We start from the raw sequence: 17,050 nt of genomic DNA, 5'->3' as shown, positions 1-17,050 counted from the left end.
CATCGACGACGTCAACCGCCATCCGGTCATCCATACCTGGTCCTACAAACTTGCCGAGGCCGCCTGAATATGATTCGAATCAAGGAAACGATCGTCTAGATCAGGGAGTAAGGCCAAAGTGAGAACCGCCTTTCGGGCGGGATTCAACTCTTTGGCGTCTCGAAGTCGATGCCCGCCCTTGAACGCGTACGGGGCGTCCGGCCGACGCTGCAACCATCCAGCTTTCAGCAGGGGCAGGAGGGAAAACGACCCGTCTCTCGAACCAGGATGTGGCACCCGCAGCGCAAGTAGCGCACATGCGCCCAACTGCCGGTCTTCGCACAAATTGAAGCTTCCTGTGCTCGCAGGATGGAGCGTCGCGGGGGGCGGCAAGCCGCCGCCCCGCTGAATGTTGGAGTTCGCAACCAGCGCGGTCGAACTTGATCAGACAGACCAAGGAGGTGCGAAAGCGTCCCGGAAGATGTCTTCCTCCGGGCGATTGCGTTGAAGGTGGAGAAGGCCGCGTTCGTCATTCAAGCCGGTAAGTCACGCCACTGCTCTCGCTCCAAGACCCGGCGAACAATGACAGCGGCGAGCCGCCTACTCATATCAGTGGATCGGCTCGTCACTTTCTATTTTTGGAAGCCCATGCGCCTGGCTCTGCCCGCGAGACGGGTAAGCAGGCTGCTTGCGTTGCGCGCTCTTGGCGTCTCCATGTTCAGCGAGCCATCTGCCCCCTTTTCAACAAGAGTCAGGCAGTCCAAGTTTTGTGATTCGTCCCAATCTATCGTAACTTGCTCGAGCACACGCAATCCAGATCTGGTGGCCGCGTGCGCGAACAGATTCTTGTTCATAAAATTGCGCCAATGAGGATTATTTCTGTAATCCGAACCGGGATATTTGTCTAAGTTGGAGTGATGAAACAGTGCGCGGCCGCCGTGTCTGAGAATGCGAGAAGCATCCTGCAGGTAGGAGAAAACAGCGTCGTACTCGAAATGCACCATCGCATCGAAACAGAATATAGCGGAGACCGACCCATCCTCGACGGGACGGAAGTCGTAGCCGCTATTGGTATGCACGCTGACTCCTGAAACGTCCGAAAATCGTCGCCTACAATGCAGCACATTCTCCTCGACGACATCGAGTAGAACTAGCGATTGAAGCGCCGTCTGATCGCACTTTGTGCTCAACAAGCGAGCGGAATGGCGACCGTGCCCGCACGCGAGTTCCACGGTTGACGTCGTATCCAGTTTCTCGAACAGGCGTCGGAATTGCGTTCCCGGTTTCCAAAAGGGATCGGTCCAGGCATCCGATTCCGCTTTGTCGTAATAATTTGTGCTCTTCCAATCCCGCGCGATCTCTAAAGTTCGGGAAGAAACTGTGGCCATCACGCCATCTCCATATTTAACCGCGTGCACGGTTTTTTTACGCGGAAAACTGTATCACATATTAATCGTAATAATAAGCCCGGGACGTTTTAATATCGTATTTCTGCGCGATGCGCCTTTTTTCATGCGGATTGGCAGCCGATTCCGCGGAAACTGGCTGTGCGCGGACCCACGTTGAGGCCGTTAATCATTCTTGATTTAATCAACTGGCGCTGGACAAACCTATTTTCTTCGGCCGATTAATGTGATTTAAATAGTTCGATTTCGGGATAGTGGACAGAGCCGCGGTCGGAACCAGTGAGGTGGGAACATACCGGCTATCCGGACAAGCTGACGAGGGGCCATGTCAGGGATTGATGATGTGGGTGCGCGCGTCGCCGAGAGCGTGCAAGTTGTCCTAGGGCCGGAGTCCGTCGCCTTTGAAACTCGCTTTGCGACCTGCCGCAAGGTCAATCACCGTCTCGCGCTCGACAGCAGGACCCATCCTAGACATGCCAGCCCGTCCAAGACAAAACACTGCCCTCTAGTGACCAGGAGCTCTTCATGCCGTCCCAAGCACTTTCGCCCAAAGCTGAAGGGATGGCTGGACAACCCCTCGTCACTGTTGTGATGTGCGTTTACAATGCAGGGGAATATTTGCGGCCTTCGCTGCTGAGCGTAATCGATCAGACGTATAAGAAGCTGGATATCCTCATTATCGACGATGGCAGCACGGACGGCTGTTTCGACACAGTTCAGGATTTACTGATCGACGAGCGTATTCGCGTGATCCATCAGGCGAATTCAGGCAAGCCTATGGCCATCAATCGAGCGCTCGATCAGATCCGCGGCGAGTACTACGCAATTCAAGACGCGGATGACATCAGCCACCCAACCAGAATCGAAAGGCAACTTCGTGCGCTGCTGAACAAGCCGCATTTGGCTGCCGTATTCTGCGGTAACGAGCTTATTATTGACGGGACATCTATGGCCCCCGTGTTTTCACCGAAAAGCGAGGACCATTGCCGATCTGAGAATAGAGCTTTTCGAATGCCGGCTCTTGATCCCACAGGAATGTTTCGAATGTCGTTGGTCGGCCATATGCGGTTCGAGCCGTCATTGCAGGTTGCCGAGACCTACGATTACATATTGAGAATTGGCGAACAGCACCCGATGATTGTATTGGGCGAGTGCCTTTATGCGTACCGCATTCTTCCCAATTCACTTACCCGGCGTGCGCCGACGTGGCGCAAGCAGTTCGAGTTTGAGGCCTTTAGGAGAGCGTGCGAGCGGCGAGGTCTGCGGTTCGATCAACAATGCGATGATAAGGGTCCTAGATCCCGCAACAGCTTGATGGACAACAATATCGCTGCGCATTTTATCAACAGCGTATTGGATTCATGTCGTTCAAACCGTCGGTTATCAGCGCTAAGGACGGCTTGGCAATGTGCTCGTCTGCATCCCACGGATCCATACTATTACAAGGCACTTGCCTACGCGCTGATGCCACCCAGCCTGACAAGTCGGTTGCGTCGCGACTTCCTGGCGATTCCCTTGGAGACGACGAAATGAAGCGCTTGTCAGGACGGAATGGTCGACTTGATGCGGCGCCTCGATCTTGAGCGCTGCTTCTTGTTGGCGGAATGTCTTGGGAGTTCGAGGTATTCGAAGTGAGCCGCAAAAGCTTAGAATTGAACCCGGGTTTTCAAATCGCCTATCTGCCGGATCGGCAGCAGAGTCTAGTTAGGCGCGCTGCGGCCGGTTCGCCCTCAGGTTCCGAGCTATGTCTCAAGCTATTATTGGTCACGATCTTTCTGCCCGAGGGTCTATCGTTCTTCATCGGGGACTTTCGCCTCACCGTCGCTCGACTTCTGATTTTTGTTATGTCGATTGTGGCGTTATCGCGGCTCTCCCAGCGCGACAGGCGAGCTGTAGTCCGCGTCCCATCTGATCTTGTGGCTCCGCTTGCGGGCATTTGGATGATGTTGGCTGCCACCGTTACGGATGGTCTCACGGGTCTCAAAGGATCCGGGATAGAGGCAATTTCATTCACCGGTGCATATTTGTGTTTCCGGTATCTTCCCGCTCCGGGCGATAGTCCCGTGGGACTCGCACGCTTCTCCTGTAAGCTGATTATTCTGGTTATCGGTGTCGCGCTTCTCGACCCTCTGACTGATAGGCTGTTCACCTATGACTTCATTAAAGGCGTTACTGGTTATGTGAAACCTAGTTATGAGGACGCATTAGCGTTGAAGTCCGAGACCTTATTCAGGAACGGGGGGATTCGCGCTATGGGTCCCTTGGAGCATTCGATTTTATTCGGCGCCGTTTGCGTTTGGTTCGGGACGTTGGCTTTTACTACGTTCAGGAGCCGGGTATTCGGCTGGGCTGTTGCAGGCATCGCGCTCGTCGGTGTGTTGGTTTCGCAGGCGCGGAGTCCACTACTGGCCTATGTGATCGGATTTGCTCTGGCGATTTTTTACGCTGCGACGCCTCGCTTTACCGCTCGATGGAAGCTGGTCGGACTGGCCGTGACAGTTCTTCTCGTTACTGTTTTCACTTTCTCTGGCAAGCCTGTCGTGACGCTTGTACGCCTTGGCGGAGTGAGTGCCGAGGCGGCCTGGTACCGTCAAGCGATCTGGGAGGCGGGGGGGCCTGTCGTACTCGGTTCGCCGATCTTCGGAATTGGCTTGAACGGCGACTGGAATTGGCAGTCTCATGGGGCGCTTGTGAGCGCGAGCGTGGATGCCTTTTGGCTTGGCGCTGCAATGAATTATGGAATTCCTGGATGCGCACTGATCCTTTTGACGCTTGTGAGCTCATGCTGGCTTGGTGCGATCGACAGATCGCCTCATCTTACTCCTGAAGAGGGACGGCTGTCAGTGGCGCTGGGAATTGTCATAGCAACTATTGTTTTTGTGGGGTTCATAGTCCACTTTTGGGGCATCTGTTTCATTCTTATTGCTGTCTTTGCCGGAATGCGAGCGAACCTCGCGGAAACCGCGGTACTGCGCGATAGAGCCGCAAGGGCGGCGGAGACTTGAAGTGATTCGATTGGCGGAAGCGCGTTTTGCTGCGAGGCCGTGGCTCGCGGGCCACGTAGCGGAGTGTCAGTTCTGGAGTGATCGCAAATGGTACCCAGCCGTTGGCGAGCATGCCGATCGGGATTTCGTCTCTCGTTGCGCAGGCCTGGCACTAGCAAATGCCGCGAATAAGTACTCAGCGACGAATGGGACGCCGGGATTGTAGCGAGGCTGAGTTTCTTTGGGCCCTTCTTGCGCAGTGTTTCGTGGGCTATCTGCTAGTTCGAGCCAGGGATATCGGTCATGGCCATCCAGGATATTCGAACTCCGACCTTTGATGCGGGGCTTCAGATTCCGCGAGTTATTCACCAAATATATTTCTCAAAGAGTCCGTTACCGATCGGCTTGGCAAACAATATACGAGCCATCAAAGCGATGAATCCCGGCTGGGAACACCGACTGTACGACGATCAAGCGATCAATAGCTTCATCGTCGAGCATTATGGCCCGGAAATCGCAAACCTGTTTCACAAGATCAATCCGCAGTACGGAGCGGCGCGGGCTGATCTCTTCCGCTATCTCCTGATGTACAAGTGCGGCGGCGTCTATCTCGATATCAAAAGCACAACTGTCCAGCCGCTCGACGGTGTCATTCGATTAGACGACAGGTTCATTCTGTCGCTTTGGCGGAATAGCCCCGGAGAGCCGCACGCGGGCTGGGGCGTGCACAAAGAGTTTGGCGCCGACAGGAAACGCGAATTGCAACAGTGGCATATCATAGCCGCGGCCGGTCATCCATTTCTGAAGGCGGTGATTGAGTGCGTTCTGGCGAATATTCAGAATTACCGATCGTGGGTGCATGGCGTCGGAAACAAGGGCGTCTGGAGAACAACGGGCCCCATAGCGTATACGCTGGCTATCGAGCCGCTGATGAGTAGCAACAGTTACCGCCTGGTCGCAAACGAGACGGAGCTGTCACTGCAGTTCAACATATATAGCGATCACTCCAATCTTTTCGGCAGGTATTACGGGTTGCTCTCAGACCCCATCGTCACGATGGACGGATGGCTTTCCACTCCAGCGCATCACATCTACTCCCAGGTGCGTAATGTATACCGCTACTTTAAAGCCCCTGGCGTACCACAGCGCTTGGCTCCTTAGGCCTCCACCAAGCCTTATGGGCACTTTGAGCCCCGTAACCGGTACTGGAGGAATGTTCAGTGGCAGGACAACGAACGCAGATCTTGCATCCGCGGCGATGGGGCGCGTTTGCATACGAAGCGCCTTTTACAGCCGTGTTTTGTGTAGCGGATCGTCGCGTCAGCCATAATCCGAATTAGATAGATTGCATTATAAATATAATGTTAGGATAATATAAAGGGCCGGCAACATGGCAGGACTGCGATACAATGTTGGGCTCGGAGGAGGTAGATCGGAGTGGAGCAGGGGAGCCTTATTGTCGAATTGCAGGTGTGATCGTAGGTTTCTGCTATTCCGAGGATTTTGAGACTCGTTTTGAGGCGCTGTTGCCTGCGATGTCCGCGCCTGATGAGCCTCTTCGGGGCTAGGGTAAGGTCGGATTTTGGGAATGCTTCGTCATCGCGCCGAATTGTTTCGGGATCTCTCAGCAGAGTTCGTCGAATTATCCATGTCTCCCAGCTTCGTCAGCGGCGCGAGGAGGGGGAGATCTGCCGAGAGTCCCATCATTGAATCGGCGCGGAAAATTGCGGAACGCCTCTTTCCGAAAGGTGCCATGCTCCTTTTTGTACGATCGTTTGCGCCGTGCAAGGCAACAAGATGAGCCAGTGTCACCTCTCCGGCAGGCAAACGGCGCGGCGGATCGGCTTCGCGACGATCGGCGACGCAAGCGAAGTCAGGTTCTGGTCCGGCACTCCCTTTCATATGGCGGAATCTCTCGCAGCCGAAGGTCATGACGTGGTCCAAATCGGTCCTCTCAGCGCACCGATCCTGCCTCTTTACAAGACGTATTCCAAAGTTCGCCGTGCCTTTCGCGGGCGGGGCCTCTCCCCATTCCATGCGGGGCCAGTCGTTGCACAATATGCCGCGGACGCTGCGCGCAAAATCCACGCTGTCGCGCCCGATTTCGTCTTCGCGCCCGCCGGCTCCACCTTCGCCTGGGGAGTGCCCAAGGGCATTCCCCTCGTCTATGCGTCCGACGCGACCTTTCGGCTGGTCGACAATTACCATCCGAACTATCGGAACTTGTCGCGCAACGCCCGGGAGGTGGCAGAACGCCTGGAACGCGATACGATCGCACGCGCTGATCTGGTCCTCTACCCGTCGGAATGGGCCGCCGAATCTGCTGTTAGAGATTACGGTGCCGACCCCACGCGGGTGCATGTCATTCCCTGGGGCGCCAACCTCAAGGAAGCACCCAAGCGTGAGTCTGTGCTGGGGCGCCGCAAGCCGGGTCCGTGCCGGCTCCTCTTCATCGGTGCCAATTGGGAGGAGAAGGGCGCGGACATCGCGATCGGGACTCTCGCCGAACTAAAGGACAGGGGCCTGGAGATGGAGCTCGTGATCTGCGGATGCACTCCGCCCAAGCCTATCAGGCAGGATGGCCTGACGATCATCCCTTACCTCAACAAGAATGATCGTGAACAGCGCGACCGGCTCGATCAACTCTATCGCGATGCGGATTTCTTTCTGCTGCCGACCCGGGCAGATTGCTACGGCATCGTGTTTTGCGAAGCGGCAGCCCACGGCCTACCGAGCATCGCGCCTGCCACCGGTGGTGTCTCCTGTGCTATCCGCAACGGAGAGACGGGCATCTTGTTGCCGCCGGATGCGAAGAAGGCGGACTATGCGCGGGTCATCTTCGAGACCTTTGCGGATCAGGATCGGCTGGCTCGCCTGAGACAATCGAGTCGTGATGCCTTTGAGGCCCGATTGAACTGGCAGGCTTGGGCCCAGCGGGTCTCAAATCTGATACAAACTCTATGATTGTCCTGAACTACCACGAGTTGGTGGAGGCCTCGCCTTCGAATGCGTGGTCCCTTACGCACGACACGTTCGAGGCGCATCTCTCGCTTTGCTCGGATGGGCTGGTCTCGCCTCAGAGTTTTCTGAGGCATTGCCCCGATCCGAAGGCCAGCTGCACCGGTGGTGTCCTCTTAACCTTCGACGATGGATTTCTTTCTGACTACACGCAAGTCTATGCTCGTTACATGACGACCGGTCGGATTCCAGGGTTCATGTCTTTTATCCCGGTAGACTTGGTAAGCTCGCCCGGACGTATGAGCTGGAGAATGATTGAGGAGCTCGGCAGGAGGGGCGTTGCGATCGGCTCACATGGCATGGCCCACGTCGATTTGACGACTGTTTCGGATGCAAACCTCGACCGCGAGCTTAGGGTGTCGAAGTCGATGCTTGAGGATCGCCTCGGGCAAGAGGTTACTCTTTTCGCTTTTCCATACGGACGCTTCTCCCGACGGGTCTGGGAGGCGGCGCTAAGAGCTCGGTACACACACCTCTTTACAATTCAGCTTGGGCATCATCGCGGGTTCGAGCCCTTCCTCTATTCCCGCCTTTGCCTGACGAACAACATGGATGCGGAATACATGCGCCAGCACTTGCTTGATCCGAATGCGATGCGCGGCTTTGGCTGGCGGATCAGTACAAAACTTGGGCTCTATCGTCCACTGATGCGCTGGCGATATCGATAGCTTCTCTGGGTCGGGGTCTGTCGGACGTCGCATTCGGAGCTGCGCAAGCGTTTAGGTCGGCGGTGGTCGCTCTTCATCGTGGAGGGCAAACGAGAAGGTGTCTGGGCTATGTCGACCGCTAGCGTCAACCTCGCCGTCATCATCGTCTCCTACCGCAATGCCGATGACGTCGATCGCTGCTTGAAGTCGCTCGCTCGTTCGGATTGGGATCAGTTCGAGATCTTCATTTGCGAAAATGGTGGGGAAGCAGCCTACCGGAAGCTGCTGGCTGCGCTCGTGGGACCGGACCGAACGTTGCAACGAATTTCGGATGCGTCGGATACTCTTGACAAGCCACAGAAGCGACTGGCCGAAGTGGTCAAATGCCGATTTCAGGATCGCACGAATACTGTCCGAGTCGGACTCGCAATCGATAACCTCGGTTACGGAGGCGGGGTCAACGCGTGGCTCGAGCCGTTGCTTGGCGTCCCCGGTTGGGGTTCGGTGCTTGTCCTGAATCCGGATACCGAAGTGGACAGCCGCGGCCTGTCTGAATTGATTGCCAAGTCTGCCCAGGGGTTCGGCATGGTGGGCGGAAGCCTGGTCTTCCACGATGCCCCCGACAAGATCATCAACTACGGACTGTGTTGGTCTCGAACGACAGGCCGTGTTGTTGCCATAGGAAGGAATGCGCCAATTGGCAGTGCACCCTCTGTCGAGGACCTCGACCGGATCGATGCGGTAAGCGGGGCGTGTGTTCTGGCAACGCGAGCGTTCGTCGAGGACGTCGGTCTCATGGCTGAGGATTATTTCCTCTATATGGAAGATCTGGATTGGGGACGGCGGCGGGGAAAGCACCGCATCGGCTTCGCGAGCAAAGCCATCATTCGCCACATTGGAGGAACGACCATCGGCTCGGCCGTTGCCCCCGAGAACCGCTCGCATCTCTCGATCTATCTGTCTGCCCGCAATGGCATTGTCTATGCGCGGCGCTTTGCGGGATCGCGCTGGATCTGCCATTTCGGAGTCGGACTGTTGTTCGTGGTGCGCTACGTGCTCAAAGGCTCCTTGTCGGCCGGAAGAGTCGCTTTCGTAGGTTTGCTCGATGGCGCCAAAGGCAAGACTGGGCGGCCGGATGCCGCGCCCGCACCGCAACGGCTCGATTGATCTGCGACAATCCCGATCAGCATCTCGGCACCGGCCACGGATTTGAATTCGCTGAAATTGCGGAGGCTCCGCCGGCATGGCCATTGTCGATCTGTTATCGTCCAGCAGCAATCGAACTGAAGATCAACGACGGTTATGCGCTTGATTGTCCGCAGGTGAAGTGATCGTTGCGACACATAGTCCTGGGGGACGAGTCCTCACCTTCTTCCAGCGGCTCAAGTCCCTCAGCGAAAGCATCTGGCGGGATATAATACCGACATTGAATAGTTAATTGGTTTTCTGTTGTAGGGGCCGCTCCTGGCGAGCCGCCAACTGGTGATGACGGCAACCTTCGAATCAAAGCATACGTTTGTATGTCTTCGTTCGTTCTCTGTGAGCCTCTTTCAACGGTGCACGAGTGCTTGATCGAACTAAGGAATTATCGTCGTATTTAAATTCACGCGGTGCGACTTTGGTCGAGGTGGCTAAGAAATGACCTTGGGCGGGCCGTCGTGTCGTCGCAAAAAAGCCTCCCCCCGTCGAGAAGAGGAACCCAACGGCGCTGCGCCAGCAGGGTCGCGCTTGGGTACCGTCGCTCGGGGAAATCGAAATGGGCGCGTGCCTAGGGGTAAATCAAATCTAATCTACTAGGAGAAAACTAGATGGCGACCATTCCTCTGAGCTGGGATGATCCGATGTTCAGCAACGTTACGAACTCGACTGGGGGCGCGCTTCCCGCTGGCGGGACACTTTCGAACGCAAGCATTACCGATTTCAGCGGTGACGCGGTCGTCGGGGGCTTTGGCTCGTTCAACCTCGATCACGTCCGTATCGACGCGAGAGAAGGCGTACGCATCGCGGGAAGCGGCGATATAACCATTAGCAATTCTTATATCGAAACGACGGGAGAAGCCGGCGATCACGCCGATGGCATTCAGGCCTATGCTCCCGGCGGCACCGGGAATGTGACGGTCAAGAACACGACAATCGTCGGCCACGCCAATGGCAATGACACCGCTGGGATGTTCGTTGCAGACGAATACAGCGGGACATTTACCTACGAAAATGTGGTGTTCGAAGGTGGCCAGTTTGGTTTGCGTATCGCGGCGGACACCAGCGATATCAACGTCTCCCTAAAGGACGTGTATTTTGTGGGAACGACCTATCTCTTTCAGGAGGTCAATGCGCCCATACACATTACTCAGTGGGAAAATGTACGTTCCGCAACAATCGTGAATGGTCAACTCGTTCCGGGTGATCTCATCCCGCCGCCTTGGCCGGTTGAAGGGTCGAGCGCGCCGACGACACCGACTGCGCCGACGACACCGAGCGCACCGGATGCGCCCACTATCGCTTCGTTCTCAGACGACAGCGGCGTCGCCGGTGACAAGATCACCAACGACAATACGCTTGAACTCAAGGGCACCGCTGCTGCTGGTAGCACCGTCAAGATCTTCGACGGTTCGACCCAGCTCGGCACGACGACTGCGAGTTCGACCGGTAGCTGGGACTACATCACGAAGGTCCTGACTGACGCCAAGCACACGCTCACTGCGACGTCGACCAACGCGTCGGGTCAAATGAGTGCGACGTCGTCTGCGCTGGCCGTCACCGTCGACACCAAGGCGCCGACTGCGCCGACCATCGGCAGCCATACGGTGAACAGTGGCAATCAGATGGTGATGTCCGGCAACGCCGAAGCGAGCAGCGTGGTGAAGGTGTTCGACGGCACGACCCAGATCGGTAGCGCGACTGCCAACAGCAGTGGCGTGTGGACCTATACCACCGCTGCTCTCGCGGCTGGTTCGCACAGCCTAATGGCGAAGGCAGTGGACGCGGCAGGCAACACCGGTGCGGCATCGACCGCGGTCACGGCCAGCATCGGCACCGGCACCTCGGCGCCGGCCACACCGACGTCGCCAACTTCTGGTCACCAAATCGAGTCGGCTGGTGCGACAACTCTCGTTGAGAGCGGTGGCAAATATTACCTGAATAGCAGCACCGGCTCGGGCCCCTCGCTGAAGAACCACGGTGTGGATTTTGTGGACGGGTCAGATGGCACCTGGGCACCGATTGCTGCGGAGAAGACGGCGACGGGCTATCAGGTTGTCTGGAAAGAAGGCGGCGGTTACTACACTGCCTGGAACACCGACAACAATGGCAACTACGTTTCCCATGTCGGCACCCTGACCGGCTCCGCGTCGGGTGGCTACGTGTCGGGTTCGGACGCCGGCCTTAAGTCGCTTGAGACGAGCTTCCATCAGGATCTCAACGGCGATGGGCAAATCGGTACCTCCACTGCAACCACGCCGACCTCGCCGACTCCCAGTAAGGTTGTCGAGTCGGATGGCGCGACAACTCTCGTTGAGGGCAGCGGCAAATATTACCTCAACGGCAGCAGCGGATCAGGCCCCTCGCTGAAGAGCCACGGTGTGGATTTTGTGGATGGGTCGGATGGCACTTGGGCACCGATCAGTGCGGAGAAGACGGCGACGGGCTATCAGGTTGCCTGGAAGGAGGGCTCCGGAGTCTATACGGCCTGGAACACCGACAACAACGGCAACTACGTTTCCCATGTCAGCACCCTGACCGGCTCCTCGTCGGGTGGCTTCGTGTCGGGGACGGACTCTGGTCTCAAATCGCTCGAGGCGAGCTTCCATCAGGATCTCAACGGTGACGGGCAGATCGGTGCTTCCACTACAGCTGCGTCGTCCACGGTATCGGCGAGCACCAGTCAGGTCGCGGCTACGTCGGGCAGTACGTTCGTCGCGTCGACGGGCAACACGACACTGAAGGGCACTTCTGGCAACGACACCTTCGTTGGCAGCAGCCAGGCCGACACTTTCGTGTTTGGCGCGAACTTCGGCCAGGACGTCATTAAGGGCTTCACGGCCAGCGGACCTGCTCACGACACGATCGAGTTCAGCAAGGGCGTGTTCGACAGTTTCGCGAGCGTTCTCTCCCACGCGGCCCAGTCAGGCCAAGACGTCGTTGTCGCGACGGGGAGCGACACGCTCACGCTGAAGAATACCAAGCTGGATGCGTTGAACAGCCACGACTTCCACTTCGCGTAGGGGACGGGCCAACCACACAGACTAGTACTCAACAACTGCCTCGGGGATCTCTTGGGGGATTTCCGAGGCATCTTTCAAGGGCGGGTGCCATGACTGACTTTGGACGGCGGGGGGTGATCCCCCCGCCCGCGAATTTTTATCGAATCCCACTTATGCGTTTGTCAGCACTATGGGCGGCCGGACGGCAGTGGGCGGAAGACGCCGAATTGCGGACACCGCGACTGATCGGCTGGGCAAAGCGTCCGGTGGAAGCCCTGCGGCAACGGATATTCGCTGGTCGCCCCCGACCAGCGGAGGACTATGACGAGTCGCAGTCAGAGATGTCGGCTTTCCTGCGGTCTTGCCGCCGGATTTTCTGGGCTCTCGCGGCCTTCAGCGGAATGAGCAATCTCCTTATGCTCACCGGCTCGTTTTTCATGCTGCAAGTGTATGATCGGGTGCTGCCCGGGCGCAGTATACCGACGCTGATCGCGTTGATGGTTCTGGCGACGGTACTTTATCTGTTTCAGGGTGGGCTGGACCTCGTCAGGAACAGGATCAGCGCCCGGATCGGCCGGTATTTCGATGAAAGGCTCAGCATTCGCATATTCGACGCGCTTGTTCGCCTGCCTCTCAAGACCAGGGCCGATGGCGATGGCCTGCAGCCGGTGCGGGACCTTGATCAGGTCCGCAGCTTCCTGTCGAGCGGAGGGCCGACGGCGCTCTTTGATCTGCCCTGGATGCCGATCTATCTCGGGGTCTGCTTCCTCTTTCACTTCTGGATTGGCATCACCGCGCTGGCCGGCGCGCTGGTGCTGGTCGGCATTACGATGCTCACGGAAACGCGCACCCGAGGGCCGGCAAAGGCATCCTCGCGTCTGGCCGTTTCGCGAACTGCTCTTGCCCTCGAGGGGCGGCGAAATGCCGAAGTTCTGCAGGCGATGGGCATGCGGCAACAGGCGGGTTTACGTTGGCGGGATGTCAACGCAAAGTACCTCGCCGCCCATGAGCGCGCCAGCGATGTCGCAAACGGACTCGGCGGCGCCTCGAAAATTTTTCGGGCGATCTTGCAATCGCTGGTTCTCGCCGTTGGCGCCGTCCTCGTCATCAACCAGGAATCGACCGCCGGCATCATCATTGCGGGATCGATTCTCACCGCGCGGGCACTGGCGCCCGTCGAAATGGCCATTGCGAACTGGAGAGGATTCGTCGGCGCGCGGCAATCGGGGCAACGGCTCGATCGCTTGCTGAAGCTTCTGCCCGACGAGGAGGAGCGCTTGGCCTTGCCTCCGCCTGTCGAAACCCTGACCGCCGAACATCTTTATATCGGCGCCCCAAACTCCGAGAGGCCCACCCTCAGTGAAGTGTCATTCCAGTTGCGGAGCGGGCAGGCGGTTGGAATCATCGGTCCGAGCGGATCCGGCAAATCGACGTTGGCACGTGCGCTGGTGGGAGTGTGGCCATGCGTTCGAGGCAGGATCCGGCTCGACAACGCCGCGCTCGATCACTGGTCTTCGGACGCTCTCGGCAAGCACATCGGTTATCTGCCTCAGGACGTTGAATTGTTCGACGGCAGCATTGCAATGAACATTGCACGGTTCGACCCGCAGGCAACGGCCGCCGCTGTTCTGGAAGCCTCGCATGCCGCGGGCGCGCACGACCTCATCCTCTCCCTTCCGGACGGCTACGGAACGAAGATCGGCGAGGGAGGGTTGGCACTGTCGGCGGGGCAGCGCCAGCGTATCGGGCTCGCGCGTGCCTTTTACGGCAAGCCCTTCCTGGTCGTACTTGATGAGCCCTCATCCAATCTCGATGCCGAGGGCGAGGACGCCTTGACCGAGGCGATCCTGAACGTGCGCCGCCGGGGCGGGATCGTCGCTGTTGTCGCGCATCGTCCGAAGGCGCTGGAAGGTGTGGACCATGTCTTGTGCCTCGGGGATGGCAGGGTTCAGTCCTTCGGCAAGAGAGAGGAGGTTCTCAAGAAAGTGTTGCGGAATCCAGTACCGCTCAAGGTCGTGGCGGAAGCTCAAGGAGGCAGCCGATGAACGGCCAGGTGGCACCGGCGATGCAATCCATCCAGCGTTACATGATCGTCGGTATGATCATGTTCGGTTTGGTAACCTTTGGGATCGGCGGTTGGGCGACAACGACCCAATTGTCGGGCGCGGTGATCGCCCAAGGCGTGGTCGTGGTGGATTCGAGCGTCAAGAAGGTTCAGCATTCCACTGGCGGGATCGTGGGAGAGTTGCGCGTGCGGGAGGGCGCCCGGGTCAATGCTGGGGACATTTTGATCCGCCTCGACGAGACTCAGACGCTCGCGAATGCGACCATCGTGACAAACAGCCTCGATGAGCTGTTCGCGCGGCAGGCTCGTCTCGAGGCCGAGCGCGATGGCGCCGAGCAGGCTACTTTTCCCAAGGTGCTGCTCGATCGGGCCAGGGAGAGCAACTCCGAGGCGAGCCGTGCAATCACTGCGGAGCGGAAGCTGTTCGACCTGCGTCGTCAGGCGAGGAGCGGCCAAAAAGCGCAGTTGCAGGAGAAAAGCGCGCAGCTGGAAAACGAGATCAAGGGTCTTACGGGACAGACCGAGGCCAAGCAGAAGGAAGTCGAATTTATCCGCCAGGAGCTGGAAGGCGTGCGCAGTCTCTGGCAAAAAAATCTGGTGCCGATCACGCGGCTTAATTCCCTCGAGCGCGATTCCGCCCGCCTCGAAGGCGAGCGCAGTCAGCTGGCAGGAATGATTGCTCAGTCAAAGGGCAAGATCGCCGAAATCGGACTCCAGATCATTCAGATCGACCAGGACCTGCGGACGGAAGTCGGTAAGGATCTGATCGAAACGCGATCGAAACTCTCCGAGCTGAGCGAGCGCAAGACTGCGGCGGTCGACCAACTGAATCGGATCGATATCAGGGCACCGCAAACCGGCCGCGTCCACGAGCTGAGCGTCCACACGGTTGGAGGTGTAATCTCTCCCGGCGAGCAGATCATGCTGATCGTGCCCGATGCGGACTCGCTTGCGGTTGAGGTCAAGATCGCGCCGCGCGATATCGACCAGGTCTATATGGGACAGACCGCGACGATGCGCTTCGCAGCCTTCAACCAGAAGACCACGCCCGAAATCGACGGAGAGGTCAGCATGGTCTCGGCAGACATTACACAGGATCAGCGTGCGGGCACGAGTTACTACACGGGCCGCGTCCTGCTGAAGCCTGAAGAGCTGGCGAAACTCGGGTCGGCCAAGCTGCTGCCCGGCATGCCGGTGGAGGTCTTTATCAAGACGGCGGGTCGAACCGCGCTGTCCTACCTGCTCAAGCCGCTGCACGATCAGGCGGAGCGCGCATTCAAGGAACGCTGAACCTTTGCTGGACACGAAATAACACAGCCCCGAGTGCACCAGCACTCGGGGCTGCGTATCAACGAGTACCGACCTTGCGATCAAGGAGCTATTGGACAAATGACATCGCGGCCCATCATACTCTCAGAAAACCCGGTCATTCGTCTTTATGACGATGTCTTAGAACAACAATTATTGGCGAACGTTCAAGACTATCTGCAAAATACATCGTGGAAATTTGGAGCGGTATCATTCAAGGCACCCGGCAGTTATCGCTATTGGTACAAGCATTTTGCCGGTGGATACGACGAAGCTGACACGTCGGATTGTTCAGGTGTCTTGTTGAACGAAGCTCCGGTCATCTGGAAAATGTGGAGCCTCTTGGAGCAGTCGATCTTCAAAGATCACACCCTGATGAGGTGCTATGCAAACGGTTATCCGTACGGATGCGACGGCTCAGCTCATTTGGATTCGGCCGATCCCAATGACTACACGGCAGTCTTTTATTCCAATCCAACTTGGGACCCTAATTGGGCGGGTGAGACCGTCTTCCTGACCCAACAGCCTCCACCAGATATCGTTGCAGCCGTACTGCCACGTCCAAATCGTCTAGTGCTTTTCCAGGGGAATGTTCCGCACGCCGCAAGAGGAATCTCAAGAAGTTGTCCATTGCTGCGGATAACGTTGATGTTCAAGACGAAAAAGAGAGTCAACTGAACAAGGGGACGCAGAGCTCGCGGACGCGCCGTGAGTTGGGCGACTAGCGACAAGAACTACTCGTCGGGTTGCATCCGAAGGCCCTGAGGTCAAGTTTGTTCGGCGCGAACAGCGTGCCGGCAGCAGCCAGCACAGCGATCGCATCATCCTGAAGCCGGAGGAGCTGGAGAAACTCGGGTCGGCCAGTCAACTTGTTACGTCGCACTGCGCTGTCCTGCCCTCTCAAGCCGCCGCAGGCTCAGGTGGGAGGGGCATTCAAGGAACGCTGAGCCGTTGCCAAACGAGGAATGATGGGGCCCCGAGTGCATCAAGCCACTCGGGCGCCGCATTCAACGAGCACCGAGCTGACGCCCAGCCTCTGCAATACGTCTGGAGCCGGAAGGCGTGGCTCGAGTGGTCTGAGGCCGCCAGAGATAAGACACAAGGGTGGACAGCTTTCGCGCCTGCATCAGGCTCGATTGGGCGCTTCCGAGCAGCCGCCGGAGATTGGCTGGGGTGAGCCTTCCAATACCGATCCAAGTCTTCGCCAGTGACAGCAAAGCCCAGGCGCGCGCACGGACCGAGCGCAGCAAAGGCCTGTCTTGCCGGTGGACGAACCTGCGATACGCGCGGCGCTGCAGCCCGCTCAGCACATCCATTTGCTTGCGGTGCAGAGTCATCGCTGTGACGAAGGCAAGCAGGATGGCTTCGGCCCCCAGAATGACGAGCAGTTCTTCCGGCATCTTCAACCCGATCCTGAGGCAGGAGAGTCGTTCGGGATACGCTT

Annotated in this window: 13 protein-coding genes; 11 read left to right on the top strand and 2 right to left on the bottom strand. The window is 57.8% G+C overall.

What is annotated here, in order from left to right; translation table 11 throughout:
* Positions 1-611 precede the first annotated feature (611 nt).
* Positions 612-1,367, bottom strand: coding sequence for a class I SAM-dependent methyltransferase (locus IVA80_RS30690; protein ID WP_247438494.1), 756 nt, complete (start codon positions 1,365-1,367; stop codon positions 612-614).
* Positions 1,368-1,910: 543 nt separating this feature from the next.
* On the opposite strand from IVA80_RS30690, the gene IVA80_RS30685 reads away from it, so the two are divergent.
* The 11 genes from IVA80_RS30685 (at position 1,911) to IVA80_RS30635 (ending at position 16,284) form a co-directional block, all read left to right on the top strand.
* Positions 1,911-2,918 carry a glycosyltransferase family A protein gene (locus IVA80_RS30685; protein ID WP_247438492.1) on the top strand — a complete coding sequence of 336 codons (1,008 nt, stop codon included), beginning with the start codon at positions 1,911-1,913 and terminating at the stop codon, positions 2,916-2,918.
* A 98-nt stretch (positions 2,919-3,016) separates the two neighbouring features.
* Positions 3,017-4,390 carry an O-antigen ligase family protein gene (locus IVA80_RS38725; protein WP_247438490.1) on the top strand — a complete coding sequence of 458 codons (1,374 nt, stop codon included), beginning with the start codon at positions 3,017-3,019 and terminating at the stop codon, positions 4,388-4,390.
* Positions 4,391-4,672: 282 nt separating this feature from the next.
* Positions 4,673-5,530 (top strand): glycosyltransferase, encoded by an 858-nt coding sequence (locus IVA80_RS30675; RefSeq protein WP_247438488.1) that lies wholly within the window; start codon positions 4,673-4,675, stop codon positions 5,528-5,530.
* 621 nt (positions 5,531-6,151) lie between these two features.
* Positions 6,152-7,333 (top strand): glycosyltransferase family 4 protein, encoded by a 1,182-nt coding sequence (locus IVA80_RS30670; RefSeq protein WP_247438486.1) that lies wholly within the window; start codon positions 6,152-6,154, stop codon positions 7,331-7,333.
* Positions 7,330-8,055 (top strand): polysaccharide deacetylase family protein, encoded by a 726-nt coding sequence (locus tag IVA80_RS30665; RefSeq protein WP_247438484.1) that lies wholly within the window; start codon positions 7,330-7,332, stop codon positions 8,053-8,055. Before IVA80_RS30670 ends, IVA80_RS30665 begins: the two co-directional genes overlap by 4 nt.
* Before the next feature lie 108 nt (positions 8,056-8,163).
* Positions 8,164-9,201 (top strand): glycosyltransferase family 2 protein, encoded by a 1,038-nt coding sequence (locus tag IVA80_RS30660; protein ID WP_247438482.1) that lies wholly within the window; start codon positions 8,164-8,166, stop codon positions 9,199-9,201.
* Positions 9,198-9,365 (top strand): hypothetical protein, encoded by a 168-nt coding sequence (locus tag IVA80_RS30655; RefSeq protein WP_247438480.1) that lies wholly within the window; start codon positions 9,198-9,200, stop codon positions 9,363-9,365. Before IVA80_RS30660 ends, IVA80_RS30655 begins: the two co-directional genes overlap by 4 nt.
* 477 nt (positions 9,366-9,842) lie before the next feature.
* The gene (locus tag IVA80_RS30650) at positions 9,843-12,254 is read left to right on the top strand and encodes an Ig-like domain-containing protein (protein WP_247438478.1); all 2,412 of its coding nucleotides are present in this window, start codon (positions 9,843-9,845) and stop codon (positions 12,252-12,254) included.
* 320 nt (positions 12,255-12,574) lie between these two features.
* Positions 12,575-14,278, top strand: coding sequence for a type I secretion system permease/ATPase (locus IVA80_RS30645; RefSeq protein ID WP_247438476.1), 1,704 nt, complete (start codon positions 12,575-12,577; stop codon positions 14,276-14,278).
* A complete protein-coding gene (locus tag IVA80_RS30640) occupies positions 14,275-15,588 on the top strand; it encodes an HlyD family type I secretion periplasmic adaptor subunit (RefSeq protein ID WP_247438475.1) in 1,314 nt (437 codons plus the stop codon). The genes IVA80_RS30645 and IVA80_RS30640 overlap by 4 nt, the downstream gene beginning before the upstream one ends.
* Positions 15,589-15,687: 99 nt before the next feature.
* Positions 15,688-16,284, top strand: coding sequence for a 2OG-Fe(II) oxygenase (locus IVA80_RS30635; protein WP_247438473.1), 597 nt, complete (start codon positions 15,688-15,690; stop codon positions 16,282-16,284).
* 329 nt (positions 16,285-16,613) lie between these two features.
* Here the strand turns inward: IVA80_RS30635 and IVA80_RS30630 are convergent, their stop codons facing one another.
* Positions 16,614-17,006, bottom strand: a complete 393-nt coding sequence (locus IVA80_RS30630) for a hypothetical protein (RefSeq protein WP_247438471.1) — start codon at positions 17,004-17,006, stop codon at positions 16,614-16,616.
* Positions 17,007-17,050 lie beyond the last annotated feature (44 nt).

Origin of the sequence: Bradyrhizobium sp. 139, assembly GCF_023074175.1 — a bacterium.
Taxonomy (GTDB): Bacteria; Pseudomonadota; Alphaproteobacteria; order Rhizobiales; family Xanthobacteraceae; genus Bradyrhizobium.
This window is presented reverse-complemented; position numbering and strand designations above follow the sequence as displayed.